The 17,727-nt window shown below is 74.2% G+C and carries 14 protein-coding genes; 7 read left to right on the plus strand and 7 right to left on the minus strand.

Translation table 11 applies throughout. The features are described from left to right. Positions 1-145 precede the first annotated feature (145 nt). Together AE652_RS10570 and AE652_RS10575 are read right to left on the minus strand one after the other, a co-directional pair. Positions 146-961, minus strand: a complete 816-nt coding sequence (locus tag AE652_RS10570) for a leucyl/phenylalanyl-tRNA--protein transferase (protein ID WP_049650996.1) — start codon at positions 959-961, stop codon at positions 146-148. Next, the gene (locus AE652_RS10575) at positions 958-4,422 is read right to left on the minus strand and encodes an amino acid adenylation domain-containing protein (RefSeq protein ID WP_159028423.1); all 3,465 of its coding nucleotides are present in this window, start codon (positions 4,420-4,422) and stop codon (positions 958-960) included. Before AE652_RS10575 ends, AE652_RS10570 begins: the two co-directional genes overlap by 4 nt. A gap of 232 nt (positions 4,423-4,654) precedes the next feature. Here AE652_RS10575 and AE652_RS48060 point away from each other — a divergent pair, with 232 nt between their 5' ends. Beyond that, a complete protein-coding gene (locus tag AE652_RS48060; RefSeq protein ID WP_159028424.1) occupies positions 4,655-7,828 on the plus strand; it encodes a bifunctional diguanylate cyclase/phosphodiesterase in 3,174 nt (1,057 codons plus the stop codon). A gap of 12 nt (positions 7,829-7,840) precedes the next feature. Here the strand turns inward: AE652_RS48060 and AE652_RS10585 are convergent, their stop codons facing one another. Both AE652_RS10585 and AE652_RS10590 read right to left on the minus strand, forming a co-directional pair. After that, positions 7,841-8,074: a helix-turn-helix transcriptional regulator gene (locus AE652_RS10585; RefSeq protein ID WP_049650998.1), complete on the minus strand. Its 234-nt coding sequence runs from the start codon at positions 8,072-8,074 to the stop codon at positions 7,841-7,843. Positions 8,075-8,184: 110 nt separating this feature from the next. Continuing rightward, positions 8,185-8,496 (minus strand): helix-turn-helix transcriptional regulator, encoded by a 312-nt coding sequence (locus tag AE652_RS10590; RefSeq protein WP_049650999.1) that lies wholly within the window; start codon positions 8,494-8,496, stop codon positions 8,185-8,187. A 160-nt stretch (positions 8,497-8,656) separates the two neighbouring features. On the opposite strand from AE652_RS10590, the gene AE652_RS10595 reads away from it, so the two are divergent. After that, positions 8,657-10,225 carry an MFS transporter gene (locus AE652_RS10595; RefSeq protein WP_049651000.1) on the plus strand — a complete coding sequence of 523 codons (1,569 nt, stop codon included), beginning with the start codon at positions 8,657-8,659 and terminating at the stop codon, positions 10,223-10,225. A gap of 74 nt (positions 10,226-10,299) precedes the next feature. Here the strand turns inward: AE652_RS10595 and AE652_RS10600 are convergent, their stop codons facing one another. Both AE652_RS10600 and AE652_RS10605 read right to left on the minus strand, forming a co-directional pair. Beyond that, a complete protein-coding gene (locus AE652_RS10600) occupies positions 10,300-12,102 on the minus strand; it encodes a CocE/NonD family hydrolase C-terminal non-catalytic domain-containing protein (protein ID WP_049651001.1) in 1,803 nt (600 codons plus the stop codon). Positions 12,103-12,248: 146 nt separating this feature from the next. Continuing rightward, entirely contained in the window at positions 12,249-13,088 is an 840-nt protein-coding gene (locus tag AE652_RS10605) for a helix-turn-helix domain-containing protein (RefSeq protein ID WP_369808286.1), read from the minus strand. Positions 13,089-13,300: 212 nt separating this feature from the next. On the opposite strand from AE652_RS10605, the gene AE652_RS48065 reads away from it, so the two are divergent. The 4 genes from AE652_RS48065 to AE652_RS46340 all read left to right on the plus strand — a co-directional run bounded on the left by AE652_RS48065 (position 13,301) and on the right by AE652_RS46340 (position 16,760). Further along, complete coding sequence (locus AE652_RS48065) at positions 13,301-13,978, plus strand: CPCC family cysteine-rich protein (RefSeq protein ID WP_063780126.1); 678 nt, start codon at positions 13,301-13,303, stop codon at positions 13,976-13,978. Between the two features lie 107 nt (positions 13,979-14,085). Further along, the gene (locus tag AE652_RS10615; RefSeq protein WP_049651003.1) at positions 14,086-15,177 is read left to right on the plus strand and encodes a membrane protein; all 1,092 of its coding nucleotides are present in this window, start codon (positions 14,086-14,088) and stop codon (positions 15,175-15,177) included. A gap of 24 nt (positions 15,178-15,201) precedes the next feature. Then, positions 15,202-16,068: a DUF3592 domain-containing protein gene (locus AE652_RS10620; protein ID WP_049651004.1), complete on the plus strand. Its 867-nt coding sequence runs from the start codon at positions 15,202-15,204 to the stop codon at positions 16,066-16,068. Between the two features lie 191 nt (positions 16,069-16,259). Beyond that, entirely contained in the window at positions 16,260-16,760 is a 501-nt protein-coding gene (locus AE652_RS46340) for a hypothetical protein (RefSeq protein ID WP_049651005.1), read from the plus strand. Here AE652_RS46340 and AE652_RS10630 read toward each other — a convergent pair. Then, positions 16,747-17,130: a VOC family protein gene (locus AE652_RS10630; RefSeq protein WP_049651006.1), complete on the minus strand. Its 384-nt coding sequence runs from the start codon at positions 17,128-17,130 to the stop codon at positions 16,747-16,749. The genes AE652_RS46340 and AE652_RS10630 overlap by 14 nt on opposite strands. A 198-nt stretch (positions 17,131-17,328) precedes the next feature. Here AE652_RS10630 and AE652_RS10635 point away from each other — a divergent pair, with 198 nt between their 5' ends. Continuing rightward, positions 17,329-17,670, plus strand: a complete 342-nt coding sequence (locus AE652_RS10635; RefSeq protein ID WP_049651007.1) for a hypothetical protein — start codon at positions 17,329-17,331, stop codon at positions 17,668-17,670. Positions 17,671-17,727 lie beyond the last annotated feature (57 nt).

The following is a 17,727-nucleotide window of genomic DNA, read 5'->3' on the forward strand; positions in this document are numbered from 1 at the left end:
GGCGAGGATGAGGGTGAGGGTGAGGACGGCGGGGCCGGAGGCCCTGCCTATGGAACTTTTGAACACGCGGCGTCATGTTACTGACGAGGAATAAGTTTGTCGAAGACAGGCCAAAAAAGCCAGCCCGATCAGGTTTAACCGCAGGTCAGCGGAGGCATGCCGATTCTCCCAGCCGCGCCGCCGGCAGCGGCGCCCCGTCCGGGACCACAGCGGAATCCCCACTCCCGCCCGACAGCTCCGCGAGGTACCGCGAGCGCGCCATCGGCTCGGCCCCGAGGCTCCGCACGTGCGGCCCGTCCCACTGGGCGTCGAGCAGCCGCCCGCCCGCCGCACCGAACCGCGCCCCGAGGTCGGCGACGGCGACCCGGGCGGCGTCCGGGCGGCGGTGGAACATCGAGTCCAGACTCAGCACCGGCCCGACCGCGATCCCGAACACCCCGCCGATCAGCTCCTCCCCCTCCCACACCTCCCCGCTGTGCGCCGCCCCCAGCTCGTGCAGCCGCACCAGAACCTCCGCCAACTCATCGGTGAGCCAGGCCGGTTGACGGCCCTCGGCGCACGCCGCCAGCACCCGCCCGAAGGCCCGGTCCGCGCTCGTCCACCACGTGGACCGGTTGCGAAGCCGCCGCGCCAGCCCGCTCCCGAGCCGGACGCCGTCGGGCGCGATCACCGGCCGGGGGTCGGGCGACCACCAGGCGAGCGCGTACGGGTCCGCCCCGCCGGGCAGCAGCGCCACCTCGCCCGCCTCGACGGCGTCCCCGTACACCGCCTCGTTGTACGCGCTCGCGTAGACGTCCGCCGCCGGCAGCGGGAACAGCCCGCGCCGGTACGCCGCCAGCAGCCCGCCGGGGCCGAGCGTGCCGAGCGACCCGCCGAAGGCCACCGGGCCGTCGCCGGGCCCGCGCCGCACGTCCAGCGCGCCGAGCACATCCAGTGCTTCGAGCGCCTCGGAGGGGCTCACGGCGACGCCGCCCGCAGGAAGCCCTCCCGCTCCAGCCCCGCCAGGTAGTGGTCGATCAACCCAGCCTCCACCGGCGGCAGTTCGATCCCGCTCCCGGCCAGCGCCGCGTCCGCGTTCGCCCGCTCGAACAGCGGGAACGTCGGCCGGAAGTACATCTCGCCGACCGACAGCTCCGACCCCGGCGCGCGGTCCACGAACAGCGGGACGAACGGCGCGATCGGGTGCGTCGGGTTCCCGGCGGCGAACCGGACCAGCCGCCGCACCCAGTCCCCGTACGGCAGCGGGGCGATCCGGTGGCCGCGCGCCCGCAGCCGCTCGGCGAGGTCGGCGAGGGTGCCCGGGCGCGGGGAGGTGAGGTGGTAGACCTCGCCGGCGGCGGGTGCGTGGGCGGCGATGTGCGCGATGGCCCGGGCGAAGCGGTCGGCGGGGACGAAGTCGAGCAGCAGTCGCACGTCCGGATAGGTCCCGCTGTCGGCCACGTAGGCGATCAGCGCGCACAGTTCGGTGCCGGTGTTCATCGCCCCGGACGCGAGGTCCCCGGTGACGTCGTTGGTGCGCAGCACGGTGACGGGCAGCCCGGCGGCGGCCGCGTTGTGCAGCAGCTGTTCGGCGACCCACTTGCTCTCGACATAGCCGACGCCGAGCCGTTCGGGGTGGGCGAGCGGGGTGCGCTCGGTGACCTTCGGGACGCCGGCCGCGCCGAAGCCGGCCAGCACGGCGAGGGTGGAGAGGTAGTGCACGGGGATGCCCCGGCTGTGCCCGGCGAGCCGGACGACCTCCCGGGTGCCGCCGACGTTGGCCGCACGCAGCTGGTGGTACGGGTAGAGGAAGTTGACCTGTCCGCCGAGGTGGTGGATCGCGTCCAGGTGCCCGGCCAGCCAGTCGAACCGACCGTCCGTCAGGCCGAGCTTCGGCCGGGTGAGGTCGCCGACCAGCGGCACCACCCGCCGGTCGGCGAGGTCCTGCCGTAGGAAGCGCTGCCGGGCCGCCCGCAGCCGTTCCAGCGCGTGTTCCTCGTCGGGCGCGCGGACCAGGCAGTGGATGCGCGCCCGGGTGGTGGCGAGCAGCGCGTGCAGCAGGTGGGCGCCGCAGAAGCCGGTGGCGCCGGTGAGCAGGATCTCGGCGGGTTCGGCGCGGGAGGGCGCCGGGCTCCAGGACTGCCGGAGGTCCTCGGTGAGCCGGGCCTCCGCGAACCAGTCGACCGCCGCGTCCCGTACGGCCCCTGCGGGGGTGTCCGCGCGCGCCGCCGACAGCGCCGCCGCGAAGGCGCGCAGGACGGGCTCGCGCAGCAGCGCCCGGGTGAGCGTGCGCACCTGCCCGACGTCGATGCCGAGCAGGATCCGGGCCCGCGCCAGCATCTCCATCGCGAGCAGCGAGGTGCCGCCGAGCGCGAAGAAGTCGCCGTCCGGGCCGATGTGTTCGACGCCGAGCAGCTCCGCCCACAGCTGTCCGACGGCCGCCTCCAGCGCCCCGGCTCCGGCGGGGTCGGGCGCGGGAGCCGGCGAAGGGGTCGACGGGGGAACGGGAGCCGACGCCGGGGAGCGCACCGGCGCGTGCGGCAGCCGCCGCCGGTCGATCTTCCCCGCCGCCGTGAGCGGCATCGCCTCCAGCGGCACGAACTCGGCCGGCACCAGGTACTCCGGCAGCCGGTCGGCCAGGAACGCCCGGAGCCCCGGCGCCCCGACGGCCGTCCCGGAGGCGGGCGTGTAGTACGCGGTGAGCGTGCGGCTGCCGTCGGCCGCCTCGCCGTCGGCCGCGACCCGGGCCTGTCGGACGTCCGGGTGCGCGGCCAGGACGGCCTCGACCTCGGCCGGGTCCACCCGGTGCCCGCGCACCTTCACCTGGTCGTCGAAGCGGCCGAGGATCTCCAGCTGCCCGTCCGCCCGCCAGCGCCCGGCGTCGCCGGTGCGATACATCCGCTCGCCGGGCAGCGGCGCGTACGGGTCGGGCAGGAAGGACTCGGCGGTGAGCCCTGCCTGCCGCCAGTAGCCCCGGGCCAGACCGGGCCCGCCGAGGTGGATCTGCCCCTTCTCCCCGGGCCGGACGGGGCGCAGCCGGGCGTCCAGCACGTGCACCCGCACCCCGGGCAGCGGCCGTCCGATCGGCACGGGCGCGGCCGGGGTGCCGCCCGCCCCCGCGGAGCTTCCGCCGCCCCCGTCGAGCAGCTCCGTCGTGACCTCGCAGAGCGTCGACGTGACGGCCGCCTCGGTGACCCCGTACGCGTTGAGCAGCCGGGCGCCCGGCAGCCGGTCCAGGCAGTGCCGGCTGTCGGCGGCGTGCACGGCGTCCCCGCCGACCACCACCAGGCGCAGCCCCTGGGGGCCGGGCCCGCCGGGCGGGAGCAGGTCGAGCAGGTGGTGCCAGTAGGCGGGGGTGAGGTCGGCGACGGCCAGGCCCAGCCCGGGCAGCCGGCCGGCCAGCTCGGTGGGCGCCCAGGTGCCGCCCGCGCCGCCGCCCCCGCCGAGCACCACCGTCGCGCCCGCGAGCAGCGCGCCGAACGCCTGCTCCAGCGCGGTGTCGGAGCCCAGCGCGGCCAGGTGCAGGACGCGTTCGCCGGGGCGCAGCCGGTAGGCGTGGACGATCCGGTCGAGGGTGAACAGCAGTGCGCGGTGGGTGACGGGGACGCCCTTGGGGCGGCCGGTGGTGCCGGAGGTGTAGATGAGGTAGGCGAGGTCGTCGGGGGCGGCGCCGTCGTCCCCGGCGAAGAACGCCCCGGAGTTCAGGGGCTCCCCGCCGTCCTCCGGCCCGGGCGCGGACACCCCGAGCACGGACACCCCGGGCACGGAAGCCCCGGACACAGACACCCCGGGCGCCTCCGGGAACCCGTCACCGTCCGCGACCACCACCCGCGCCCCGCAGTCCTCGACCAGCCGGACCAGCCGCCGCGGCGGGTGGGCCGGGTCCAGCGGCAGGAAGGCCCCGCCGGCCTTGAGCACGGCCAGCCAGGCGGTGACCAGGCCCGCCCCGCGGTCCAGGCAGACCGGCACCACCTGCTCCGGGCCGGTCCCGCGCGCCCGCAGCGCGGCGGCCAACCGGTCGCTGCGCAGGTCGAGTTCGCGGTAGCTCAGCGTGGCATCCGCGGCGATGACGGCGACCGCGTCCGGGTCGTGCGCCGCCCGCGCGCGGAACAGCCCGTGCACCGTGTCCGCGAATCCGGCGACGGTGTGCGGGAATCCGGCCGACGGGTCCGCCGATCCGGCCGCCGGGTCGGCGATTCCGCCCGCCGCCCGCCGTACCGGGGCGCCGCCGGGGAAGCCCAGCCCGGCCGGGCGCCACTCGCGCTCCACCCAGTCCCGGCAGTCGGCCCGCCCGGCCGGCCCGTGGACCTGCTGCCAGCCGGCCGGGACGGTCAAGTCGCCCGGCCAGATCGCATACTGACCGTTGCCGTTGCGGACCACGGCGTGACGGCCGGAGCTCGCATCCGTTCGTACGCCCTGTGCGCTGTCTACTGCGTCGTCCACCGGCTTGACCTCGTGCTGTGGCGGCAGAATGCTGGGGAGTGCGACATTTCCGACTATACGCACTCCTGCCCCGTCGAGGACGTCCGGTCGCACCCCCCCACCGGACGCCTCGCTGCTGCGCGAAAGCGCCCATCCGCCCCACCCGGACCGGCTCCAACGCCCGGCCCGTCCCGTCCTCACCCGAACTCCCCCGCCCGACCGGCGGGGTGATGTCGTGGAGGAGGTAGCCTCGTTGACTCGCCGGCGACAACACCTGATGGTCTGTTACCTGCTCTGGATGGTGCTGTTCACCGGCATCTACTACGCGAATCCCGGCCAGCGGATCATCTGGTGGACCGGCATCGGCCTCGGCGGCGTCGCCGCCATCGTGGTCGGCGTCCGCCTCAACCGTCCCGCGCACGCGCGCTACTGGTACGTGCTGGCGCTCGCCAACCTCAGCTTCACGGTGGGCGAGGTGGTGCAGGCCGTCCAGCTGGACATCCTGCACGTGCCCAACCCGTTCCCGTCCGTCGCGGACGGCTTCTACCTCGCCGAGTACGTGCTGTACGCGGTCGGCGTGCTGGGCTTCATCCGCTGGCGCACAGCTCGTCAGGACCGCGCCGGGCTGCTCGACGCCCTCGTCCCCACCATGGGGCTGGCCCTGCTCGCCTGGATCTACCTGATCCTCCCGTACGCCCGGAACCCGGACCTCGACTGGTTCCAGAAGGCCGTCTCGATCGCCTACCCGCTCGGCGACGTGGTCGTGCTCGCCCTGCTGCTGCGGCTGCTGACCCCGCGCGGCGGCAACTCCCGCTCCCTGCAGCTGCTCGCCGTCGGCTCGCTCGGCATCATGGTCTCCGACGTGCTGTACGGGCTGATCCAGCTGCACGGCACCTGGCACATCGGCACGCCCGTCGAACTCGGCTGGGCCGCCTTCTACACCGCCTGGGGCGCGGCGGCGCTGCACCCGTCGATGGTCGAGCTGACCCGTCCGGTGCCCACCCAGCAGCCGGACCTGAGCACCGCCCGGCTGGTGCTGCTCACCCTCGCCTCGCTGATCGCCCCGGCGATCCTGATCATCGAGGCACTGGCCGGCAACACCAGCAACGCGGGCGTGATCGGCGCCTTCTCGGCGGTGCTCTACCTGCTGGTGCTGGCCCGGCTGGCGGTGGTCGTCTCCGCCCGCAGGCAGGCCGTGGCCCGCGAGCGGGCGCTGCGCGAGGCGGGCGCCCGGCTGACCGCGGCCGTCACGGTGGGGGAGGTCGCGGACGCCGTCCAGTCCGCCGCCTCCACCCTGATGCCGGCCGAGGCCGGGCACGTCGCCCTGCTCTCCGTCGCCGAGGCCGGGGTGCTGCACGTCCGGCACGCCGGGAGCGACACCCCCCGGCCCACGCCCGGGGACACCGCGCAGTCCGACCGGGTGCTGGAGCTCGCCACCGCCCGGGAGACCGTGCTGCTGCCCGTCGGCTCCCTCGGCCTGGACCCGGCCGCCACCCCGGCCGACGGCGGCCTCCTCGCCCGCCTCGGCGGCATGCCGTACGCCCTGGTCTGCCCGCTCACCCTCGCCGAGCGCCCCTCCGGCGACCCGCTGATCGGCGCGCTCGTCGTCACCGGGACGGAGCAGGAGCTGGCCGGCCTCTGGAGCTCGCTGGAGATCCTCGCCGCGCAGGCGGCCCTCGCGGTCGAGCGGGTGGTGCTGAGCCGCGAGGTCACCCAGCGCAACAGCGAGCTGTACTTCCGCACCCTGGTGCAGAACGCCAGCGACGTCATCCTGATCCTCGACGCCGACGACGGCGTGCGCTACGCCTCCCCGTCCGCCGCGACGGTGCTCGGCCGCCCCGACCTGGCCGGCACCCCGCTGACCGACCTGGTCCCGCCCGAGGACAGCCGGGAGGTCGGCAAGGCGCTGGCCCGGATGCGCGGGACCGCCGAGCCGCCCCGGGGCGAGCAGCCGCGCGAGCACTGGCGGCTGCTGCGCCAGGACCGCACCCCGATCGAGGCCGAGGTCCGCTCCGACGACCTGCGCGCGGACCCGACCGTCGGCGCCCTGGTGCTCACCCTGCGCGACGTGACCGAGCAGCGGCAGATGGAGCGCGAGCTGACCCACCGGGCCTTCCACGACTCGCTGACCGGCCTGGCCAACCGGGTGCTGTTCCAGGACCGGGTCGGGCACGCGCTCTCCCGGGGCGAGCGCAGCGGGGCCGTCACCGGGGTGCTCTTCATCGACCTGGACGACTTCAAGGTGGTCAACGACACCCAGGGGCACGCGGTCGGCGACGAGCTGCTGGTCGCCGTCTCGCTGCGGATCTCCACCGCGCTGCGCGCCTCGGACACCGCCGCCCGGCTCGGCGGCGACGAGTTCGCCGTCCTGGTGGAGGACGCGAGACGGCCCGCCGACGTGGACACCATCGCGTCCGGGGTGCTGGCGGTGTTCGCCGAACCGTTCAAGCTCACGTCGGGCACGGTGCGGGTGACGGCCAGCATCGGTGTGGCGACCACCGAGGACAGCGTGGACGCGACCGAGCTGCTCACCCACGCCGACCTCGCGCTCTACTCCGCCAAGGCGGCCGGCCGCCGCCAGTGGCGCCACTACCGGCCGGCCCTCCAGACCGGCATGGTGGAGCGGCACGAGCTGAACGAGCACCTCGACTCGGCGATCGCCGAATCGGCCTTCCAGCTGTACTACCAGCCGATCGTCGACCTGCGCTCGGGCGATCTGGTCGCCTTCGAGGCGCTGGTCCGCTGGCCGCACGACCGGCGCGGCATGGTGCTGCCCGACGAGTTCATCGCCCTCGCCGAGGAGAGCGGCCAGATCGTCCCGCTCGGCGCCTGGGTGCTGGAACGCGCCGCCCAGGAGGTCGCCGCCTGGCACGCCGCGAGCTCGGCGGCGCGGACGGCCGCCGGCCGGCCGCCGCTGCGGGTCAACGTCAACGTCTCGGCCCGCCAGTTCCGCGACGCCGGCTTCGTGGACGTGGTCCGCCGGGCGCTGGCCGCCACCGGCATCGACCCCCACACCCTCGTCCTGGAGCTCACCGAGTCGGTGCTGATGCGCCGCGACGACCGCGTCCACGCCGACATGGCCACGCTGTCCGGACTCGGTGTCGGCATCGCCATCGACGACTTCGGGACCGGCTACTCCTCGCTGTCCTACCTGCGCGAGTTCCCGATCTCCCTGCTCAAGATCGACAAGTCCTTCATCGACGGCCTCGGCCACTCGCCCCAGCAGTACGCCCTGGTCGAGGGCATCACCCGGATCGCCGACACCCTGGGCGTCCAGGTCATCGCCGAGGGCATCGAGCACCCCGACCAGCGCGACCTGCTCGCCGCGATGGGCTGCCCGCTCGGCCAGGGGTACCTCTTCGCCCACCCCATGGACTCCCCCCACGCCCGCGCCCTGGTCCGCCGGACCTCCTACGAGCCGGTCTGAGGACCTCCCCGGCTACACCTTCCGCAGGGCGCGCGACAGCACCGTGAGCAGCGCCAGCGTCGGCCTCGCGTGCCCCGCCTCGACGGCCCGGACGTCGGCCTCGGCGAGGCCCGTGCGAACGGCGAGGTCGGGGAGGGTGAGACCGAGGGCGGTGCGGCGGGCCCGGACGGCGCGGGCCAGGGCGTCGGCGGGATCACCGTCCGGGTGGGCGGGGAAGTCCTCGATCAGGGGGCGCGCCAGATCCACCGAACTCTCCTCATCGGCCTGCGGGGCGCACAGTTTGACACGCCGTCAGCCCGCGGCGGCCCCAAGCGGAGGTCAAGGTTCCTTGACCTCCGCTTGGGCCTCCCCCGCCGTCAGGAGTCGCCGCGGACCAGGTCGAGCAGCCCCGGGAAGCGCTGGTCGAGGTCCTCGCGGCGCAGCGTGGCGGCCCGGCTGTTGCCGCGGTCGACCTGGCGGATCAGGCCGGACTCGCGCAGCACCCGGAAGTGGTGGGTGAGGGTGGACTTGGAGACCGGGAGGTTGAACGAGGCGCAGGTGCGCGCCGCCCCCTCGCCCTCCCGCAGCAGGGCCGCGACCACGCCGTAGCGCAGCGGGTCGGCGAGCGCGCCCAGGACGGTGCGCAGGTCCATCTCCCCGGTCGAGGGGTGGCCTTCGGCGTCGGGCATCGGTTCCTCCTCCGCAAGGTATGGGTTGCATCGTACCTCGGCGCCGTGACAGCTTTAGGTTCGATCAAATCCGTACCTGGCCACCCCGTGGCCGGTTCAAGCCTGGAGTCACACCCCCTTGAGCACGCAGCCCACACAGGCCGCACAGCCGACGCAGGCCATGCCGGCCGCGCCGTCAGACGCCCCCGACCAGCGGCGACGCCCCGCCCACACCCCCGTCCTCGCCGCCGTCCTCCTCGCGGTCTTCGTCGTCCCGATGTCCATCTCCGGCACCGCGGTCGCCCTCCCCCGGATCGGCGCCGGCACCCACGCCGACCTCGCCCCGCTCCAGTGGGTGGTCAACGCCTTCAACGTGGCCTTCGCCTGCTTCACCCTGGTCTGGGGCTCGGTCGCCGACGTCATCGGCCGGGCCAGGGCCTTCGCCGCCGGCGTCGCCCTCTACGCGCTCGGCTCGCTCGCCAGCGCCGTCGCCGCCGACGTGCTCTGGCTGGACGCCGCCCGCGCCCTCACCGGCATCGGCGGCGCCGCGATCTTCTCCTGCGGCGCGGCGATCCTCTCCACCGTCTTCGACGGCCCGGCCCGCGCCCGGGCCTTCGCGCTGTTCGGCACCGTCGCCGGGGCCGGCGTCGCCCTCGGCCCGTCGCTGGCCGGCGTGCTGGTGCAGGGTCTCGGCTGGCGCTGGGTGTTCGCGGTGCACGCCGTCGCCCTGGCGTTCGTCCTGCTCGCGCTGCCCGCGATCGCCCGCGCCGTGGCCGCCACATCCGCCGGCAGCGGCGGCACCGGCGAGGGGCGGATCGATGTCCCCGGCAGCGCGCTGTTCGTGCTCGCCATGGTGCTGCTCACCACCGCCATCGTCCAGGGCTCCCAGTGGGGTTGGGGCAGCGCGGGCGTGCTCGGCCTGTTCGCCGGCGCGGTCGCCGTACTCGGCGTCTTCGCGGCCGTCGAGCACCGCAGCGCCCACCCGATGCTGGACCTCGGCCTGCTGCGCGACCGCCGCTTCCTCGGCCTCTGCCTGGTGCCGGTGGCCGCCTCCTTCGGCTTCGTCACCGTGCTCACCTACCTGCCGAGCTACCTGACCGCCGTCACCGGCCGCGGCACCGGCGCCGCCGGGCTGCTGATGCTGCTGCTCACCGCACCGGTGCTGGTCCTGCCGATGCTCGCCGCCAGGCTGGTCGCCCGCGGCGTGCGCCCGCTCACGCTGGTCCTGCTCAGCCTGGCCTGCCTGGTGGCGGGCGACCTCGCCCTCACCCTGCTCTCCCCCTCCGCCACCGTGCTGCTGCTCGCCGCCCCGATGCTCATCACCGGCGCCGGAATGGGGCTGTCGGCCGGCCTGGTCGACGGCCAGGCGCTGGAGTTGGTCGACCCGGCCAAGGCCGGCATGGCGGCGGGCTTCCTCAACACCCTGCGCCTGGGCAGCGAGGCCGTCGCCGTCGCGGTGTACGGCTCCGCGCTGGCCACCGTGCTCGGCACCCGGGTCGCCGACGGCATCGGCGCGCACCCGGGCGCCTCCCGGGCCGGCGAGGTCGCCGACCGGGCGGCCGGCGGGGACCTCGCGGGCGCCACCGAACTCTCCGGCGCCACCGACCACCGCGCCTTCACGGACTTCCTGGCGCACGCCTACGACTCCGCCTTCCACTCCGTGCTGTGGGGCCTGGCGGCCGTCGGCGCGCTGCTCGCCGTCCTCATCGCGCTCCTGCTGCGCGGCACCTCCGCCAGGACCACGGCCTGACGGACGCCGACCGGCCCGCCGCCACGAGGGCGACGGGCCGGGGCCTACGGGCCGGGGCAGGAGCGCCGGGCGGATCAGCCCAGCGGCAGCTCCAGCCGGGACTCGTTCCCGCTCGGCGAGCCGATGGTGACGGTGCCCTGCTCCGCGGCGTAGGAGTACAGCTGGTCGCGGCTGTTGACGACCAGCGCCACCCGGTGGCCGACCGGCACGTCGTACGCGGCCGGCTGGAGCTGCCAGTCGACGGTGATGTCCTCACCGGGGGCCAGGTCGGTCAGGGTGTACGGCTCGTGGGTGATGATCCGCGCGGTGCCGTCCGGGGCCACGTCGAACAGGTACGCCACCAGCGTGGCGGCCTCCTCGGTGCTGTTCACGGTCAGCCGGACCGACGCGGCGCCCCGGATGCGGCGGGCCGCCTCGCCGCTGCCGGTCAGCGGATCGGTCGACCAGACCAGCAGGTTCTCCCGCTCGAACTCGGCCAGGACGTACTTCCGAGGGTTGCCCGTCCACTCCTTCTGGCCGGTCTTCAGGACCTCGTCCACCGCGGTGGCCTTGGTCTCCAGCCCGGCGGTGAAGCTCCGCGACCAGCCGGCGTTCTGCTTGTCGGCCAGCGCGCCGTCACCGTCACCGTTGACACCGGTGAGGTACCAGGCCTCCGTGCCGGTGGTGACGTCCGCCCACGAGTCGTGGCCCTCCCGGCGGGCGGCCTCGGTGATCCGCTGCCCGCCGCCCAGCACCGGCTTGGTCTTGTAGCTGAACATCACCTGGTTGGTCACCTGCCGGCGGTTCGGCGCCTCGTTGTCGACACCCAGCAGGTGGTGGTCCAGGAACTCGTACGCCTCCCGGAGCGGGTCCGCCAGACCGGGGAACGGCAGGTGGGTCAGCAGGCCGGACAGGCCGGCGCCCTCGGGCGCGCCGTGGTCGCCGATCCACAGGTTCAGCTGCTTCGGCACGTTCAGCCGGTTGAACGTCTCGATCACCGAGGAGGCCGGGAAGAGGGTCTCGTGCCAGGTGTTGGAGACGAAGGTCGGGATGCCGCGCGCGTTGGTGATGTCGGCGTAGGCCTCCGGCGAGCGCTCGGTGCCCCAGGCGACCACCTCGTCGAGGTTCCGGCCGGTCGCGAAGCTGTCGAGGATCTCCTGGGTGACCGCGTCGAACTTGTCCTCCTTCTCGCCGCCGGTGAAGCCGATCAGCAGCTCGACGGCCTTCACGTGCCGGGTGCCGTTGGCGTAGAGGCTGGTGGCCAGGTTGCCCCAGGTGCTGAGCGCGACCACGGCGGCCACCCGGTTCGCCGGGTCGTGCGCGGCGACCAGCTGGCTGATCCCGGAGCCGTAGGACTCGCCGAGGAAGCCCACCCGGCTCGGCTCGAAGTGCTCCATGGCGTAGTCGATCACTGTCGACCCGTCGGCCCAGTCGTAGGGCCCGGCGACGTCGACGTGCCCCTCGGAGGTGGAGATCCACCCCGGGAAGCCGAGACCGCGAGGGGTGTAGGCGAGGACGTGGTAGCCGCGCTGCGCCAGCTTGAGGTACGCGTACACGAAGGGCAGCCAGCCGACCGGGCTCCAGCCCGCGGGCACGATCACCACGGGGCGCGGCTGGTCGCCGTTCAGCTTGATGGAGAACGCCGACAGACGGACGCCGTCCCCCGAGGTGATCCTGGGCACGCCGATCGTGGCGATCCGCCGCACCGCGGCCACCAACTCCGCGAGCTCCGGCGGGAGCTGGACCGTCTCGTCGCCCTGGAGGGCCGACAGCAGGCCGTTGCCGAGGTCGATGACGGCCGGGTTGACGGTGGCGGCACCCGGGCCCCACAGGCCGTTGTCGGCGACGGAGGCCAGCGTCGCCTCGGTGATCGACGGGGAGGAGTTCGGCTCGGTCATGCGGAATCACCCTTTCCTGAACGGATTATCGAACGGCTTCCTGATCAGAAGAGGGGTCGGCGAAACTGACGAACCGTCGGATTCGCTCGGACCGGTGATTCATGGGTGACTTCCCCCGGCAATTCCCAAACCGTGGTAAGGCGATGTCATCCGATCGAGTCCACCGCCGAGGCGATCAACTCCCGGGCCCGGTCCCCGTACACGGCCGTACCGGACAACTTCTCGAAGGCGTCCAGGTAGTGGGCGACCTCGCGGGGCCGGGTGACGGTCAGGCTCGCCGTGAGGGTCTCCACCTCCACCTGCTCCTCGTCGTAGACGCTGAAGGTCTCCAGCGGCCACACCTCCCGCTCCGCGCCCGCCGGGACGATCCCCAACGAGACGGCGGGCAGCGCGGTCGCGGCCAGCAGGTCGTCCAACTGCCCGCGCATCACCCCGGCATCCCCGATCCGGTGGCGCAGGACCGACTCCTCCACCAGCAGGGCGAACCGCCGCCCGCCCTCCCGGACGATCCGCGAGCGTGCGAGCCGGGCGTCGACCGCGTCCGCGACGTCGTCGGGGGTGCCGTGGAAACGGGTGATGGCGGAGAGCAACGCCGTTGCGTAGCCCCGGCTTTGCAGGAACCCGGGGACGAGGGAGGAGCTGTACACCCGGAACACCCTGGTGCGCTCGAACAGCGGCACGTAGGAGTTCTGCAGCCGGGTGAGCCCGGTGCGCTGGAGCCGCCGCCACTCCACGTACATCGACTCGGCGGAGCGCGTCGCGGCGATGAGGTCGGCCGACTCCTCCTCCGCCCCGCAGAGCCGGCACCAGGTGCGGATGTCCTCGTCGGACGGCGAGGTCAGCGCGTTGATGATCCGGGAGGACTTGGAGGGGTGCCAGCCGGCCCGGAGCGCCAGCTCGCGCCCGTTGAACCCGGCGTCGCGGCACAGCTCGCGCAACCGGTCGGCGACCTCCTTGCGGACCGCCACCGCGCTGCTGGACGGCATGACTGAGGGCATGGTTCACCTGCCTGGGAATTGTCGGGGTGGACGGCGCACTCCCCGTGCGGCTCCTACCGAGAAGCGTAGCCGCGCACCGCCGCCGCCCCCGAGCCGATTGCACACAGTTGCAGCGGAGTTGGGGAGCAGAACGGAAGGCTGACGAACGGCCGCGCGAAACCGGGTCGCCACGCACCGGGACGGCGGGCCAGACTGCCGGGGTGGACACTCGTCGGCCTTGCCCCTGCTGCGGCCATCTCGTCTTCGACGTCCGGGAGGGGTGGCCCGGTTCGTCCGTCGTCTGCCCGGTCTGCTCCTGGGAGGACGACCCGACCCAGCTCCGCCGGCCGCTCCTGCCGCGCGGCGCCAACAGCGTCTCGCTGGTGCGGGCCCAGCGGAACGTCCAGGAGTACGGCGCCTGCGACCAGCGCGGCCGCCGCTTCGTCCGGCCGCCGACGCCGGACGAGCCGCTCGACCCCGCCTGGCGGCCCATCGACCTGGCCACGGACGTCTTCGAGGACCGGGCGGACGAGGAAGGCCGCCCCTGGTCCGAGGACCGGTCGGTCTGGTGCTGGTGGCTGCCGTCCTTCCCGGGCACCACCGAGGACCCGACACCGAGCGTGCCCCGCCTCGTCACCATCGACGTCGGATCCGTCCGCAACGAGAGCGGTCTCCACGCCGTCCTGAAGCGCGAACTCGGCTTCCCGGCGTTCTACGGCAGGAACTGGAACGCCTTCTGGGACGCGATCACCGGCCTGGTCGCGATGCCCCGCGAGCTGCGCTTCACCGGCTGGGCCGAGCTGGAGCGCGAGGTCCCGTCCTCGGCCGCGCTGCTCCGCAGCCGGCTGGCCGAATTCGCCACGGCCGAACGGGACTTCACGGTCGTCTACGACGAGTAGCCGACCGAGGCCGAAGCCCGTCCGGCAGGGCCCGTCGCGAGCAACTCCCCACCGGTGACGGCACAGAGGCCTATCGGCCGGCCCCTCAGCCCGGCACAATCACCGGTATGACGATCACCCCCGGCGTGCCGCCCAGGCGCAACCTGCCGATCGCCCTCGCCCGCAGTTTCCTGACGGGTGGCGTCATCGGAGGCTCGCTCGCCGGGCTGGTCGTCGGCGTCGTCCTGGAGAATGTGCCGCTGCTCGTCGGCGGCCTGGGCGTGCCGATCGGCTACGGCCTGCTGTACCTCCTCGCCGGCTGGCCGCGGCGGGCGCGGGAGGCGGCCGTCGTCCCGCGTACGGCGCTGGCGGTGGTCGAGAGCCGGACCGTCCCCGAGGGCCAGGTGACCGACCGGGCGGTGCGGTTCGACCTCACCGTCGTACCGGACGACGGGCCCGCGTTCCGGGTGGAGCTCACCCAGGACATCAACGTCGCCGACCTCCCCGACTACGTGCCCCGCACCGTCCTGGTGGTCCGCTACCCGCCGGACCGGCCGACGGACATGCGGATCGTGAAGCGGCCGACCCCGGAGTGGGAGGAGCGGGCGGCCGGAGCCCGACTCGACTCCGCACCCGAGGCGACCAGGCTGAGCGAGCCTCCCGAGAGCCGTGCCGTCGGCTTCGTCGGGCTCCTCGGCCTGCTGCTCGCCGCCACGGCCGTCGTGTTCCTGTTCCGCGCGGACCTGTTCGAGCAGCGGCCCGCCGACCCGCCGTCCTCCTCGGCGGCCCCCTCGGTCTCCTCCTCGTGGTCGGCCGAGGTGGTGACGGGCGGGTCCGGCACCGTCGTGCTCGGCGCCGGCCAGTCCTTCCTCGACGACGGCGCGTTGGGCCGGTCGATCGACTCCGTGACCCGGAACGGCGAGTACGGCCCGGTGACCACCCTCCAGGTGACGGACAACCTGCTGGCGGTGACGTTCTCCTCGGCCGCCACGAAGGCCCGCGAGTTCGACCCGAAGTCGCTGCCCTACGAGCGGTTCCCCGCCCTGGTCGAGGAGGCCAGGACCACCCTCGGCGTCCACGCCCCGCAGGCCTGGAGCATCACCGTCCTCCGCACCGACGGCCCCGTCACCATCACGGTCAGCGTGACCGGGCCCGGGGGTGCCGCCGTGCTGGAGGCGGACGGGCAGGGCCGGGTGCTGCGGCGCACCTCGGCGCACTGAACCACGGACAGGAACGGGACGCAGATGAACTGGCACGGAGTTCTGGCGCTGTGGTGCGGGGCGTTCGGCCTCGTCGCGCTGGTCGGGTACGGGCGGTCGCTGGCCGGCCTGACCCGGGCGCAGCGGACGGTACGGGTGACGGGGCGGATCGAACGGGTGCGGGAGCCGCGGAACGGGAGCTCCCAGGAGGACGGGATCGCGGTGGTCGTCCGCTTCCGGGACCCTTCCACCGGCGAGGAGTTCGTCGTCACGAACGACACCGGGACCGGCGACCTGATCACCACGGCCTGGGTGGGCCGGGAGGTCGGAATCCGCTACCCGCCGGGGCGGCCGCACGCCTTCCGGTTCACCAACAGCCCCCAGGACGGCGGGCGCGGGCTCGGCCTGCCGAACTCCGCCGTCCTGCTGATCTACGTCGGGCTGGTGGTCGTCGCCTCGATCGACTGGGGCTGGCCGTGGGCCCTGGTCGCGGTCTGCGGGCCGCTCACCGTCCTCACCGCCTTCCACCTGCCCGGGGAGCGGCGGCGCATGAGGAAGCGTCTCGCCGAGCTGGACGCCATGGCGTCCGCGACGGGCCGCGTCATCGCCGTCCTCAGGACCGTCGAGACCGACGCGGACGGCGACCTCCGCACCAGCCGGACGCCCGTCTACTCCTTCACCACCCCCGAGGGGACGGCCGTCACCGGCTACCAGCCCTCGTACCTGTCCGACACCACCGCCGTGTACGGCCAGGAGGTCGTGATCCACTACGCGCCCGACAACCCGGCCGACTTCACGCCGGCCCTCGCCGCCACCCGCGGGTCCGTGGAGGCGAACCTCGGCTGCGCGGTCCTGGCCCTCGTCATCCTGGCCGCGGCGGCGGCCGCGGGAGCGGTCCTGCTCTCCCGGTAGCCCCCGGCACCCCGGCACCCGTCGCCCCCGGAGTGGGAAGTCGGCCCGGCCGACTTCCCACTCCCCCCGGGCGGGGGACGGCTCGGCCCGGAACCCGGCTCCGGGGAGGACGACCCGGTGCCCCGGGCGCGGGCACGGTGGAGTCCGCCCGGCGGCAGCGGCCGTCGGGCGGGGACACCGGAGGAGACGGCATGCGCGCACCGACACCGGCCACGGCACGAAGGGTCGCGGCGCTGGGCGTCGCCGCCGCCGTCCCGTACGTCGGCCTCAAGAGCTACTGGGCGGCGGGCGGCCGGGCCGGGCTCGCGGCCGGGTTCGACGTGGCGGACGAGTTCGCCCGCAACGGCGCGCCCGGGGCTCTGGTCTGGCTCGAACGGCACGGCGTCGACTTCACCGCCGTCCTCGCCCTGGCCGGGCTCGCCATAGCCTGCGCCCTCGCCTGGCCGTGGGGACGGCGCCTCCCGCGCCGGCCGCTGCTGGCCCTGGCCTGCGCGGGGACGCTGCTGGTCCCGTACGGCCTGCTCACCGCGCTGCTCGCCCTCACCGGGGACGGTGGCGGCGCGGCGGCGCCGATCACCGGGTGGGTCGCGCCGGCCGGGGTCGGGGCCTTCCTGGGGATCGGGACGGCCCTGGGCGTCGGGGCCTGGTCGCGACTCCGGCCGGGGCGGCGCACGGGCGTCAGGGGTTCGTGACGGCCCGGTCGGAGTCGCTGCGCAGCACGCAGAACTCGTTGCCCTCGGGGTCGGAGAGAACGGCCCACCCCGAACCGTCGGGGTTCCGGTGGTCGCCGACGAAGGTGGCGCCGAGGCCGAGCAGCCGCTCCACCTCCTGGTCGCGCGAGGTCTCGGGCCGCAGGCACAGGTGGACCCGGTTCTTGACCGTCTTCGCCTCGGACACCTGGTTGAAGTACAGCACCGGCCCCTCCGCCAGCAGCACCTGCGTCTCCCGGTCCCCCGGCCGGCAGTCGGGGTCCAACGGCCGACCGGTCACACCACTCCAGAACCGCGCCAGCTCATAGGCGTCCGCACAGTCGATCGCCACGTTCTGCAACACCGAAACCATGCGCGCGAGTCTCCCCGATCCCCGCGCCGGACGCCACCGGGTCGCGCCCGCTCCTCGCACCCCCGCCGAGGGCGGGAACGGCCCGTGAGGAGCGGGCCCGCAGACGGCCCCGACCTGCGGCGATACGGCCCGGGTGCAGGCCCTCACGGACCTGCCTACGGTGGAAGGAGTAGCCCAGAGCATCCAGGAGGTTACGTTATGACTTCCGAGAAGAAGCCCGTCCAGCTCACGGCACGCACGGTGAGCGGCCACGTGGTCGCCCACTCGCCGATCAGCGGTGACTTCGAGGCCACGCTGACCGACACGGACGGCAAGCCGATCGTGGGGCGGCAGATCACCTTCTACAGCACCGCGAGCGGCCAGCGCGTCGGCTCCGCGACCACCGACCAGAGCGGGATCGCCAAGCTGAACTCCGGCTCCAAGATCCTCGATCCGGTCATCGTCGCCAGCACCCTCACCACCGGCTGCGAAGCACGGTTCGAGGGCGACGACGAGTACCAGGCGGCCTCCGCCCACGCCGGCACCGCGGTCGGCGTGTAGTCGGCGCGGTACCCGGACATGTGCGGAGTGGGAAGTCGGCCCGGCCGACTTCCCACT

The sequence above is a fragment of the Kitasatospora sp. MY 5-36 genome (assembly GCF_001182915.1).
GTDB lineage: Bacteria > Actinomycetota > Actinomycetes > Streptomycetales > Streptomycetaceae > Kitasatospora.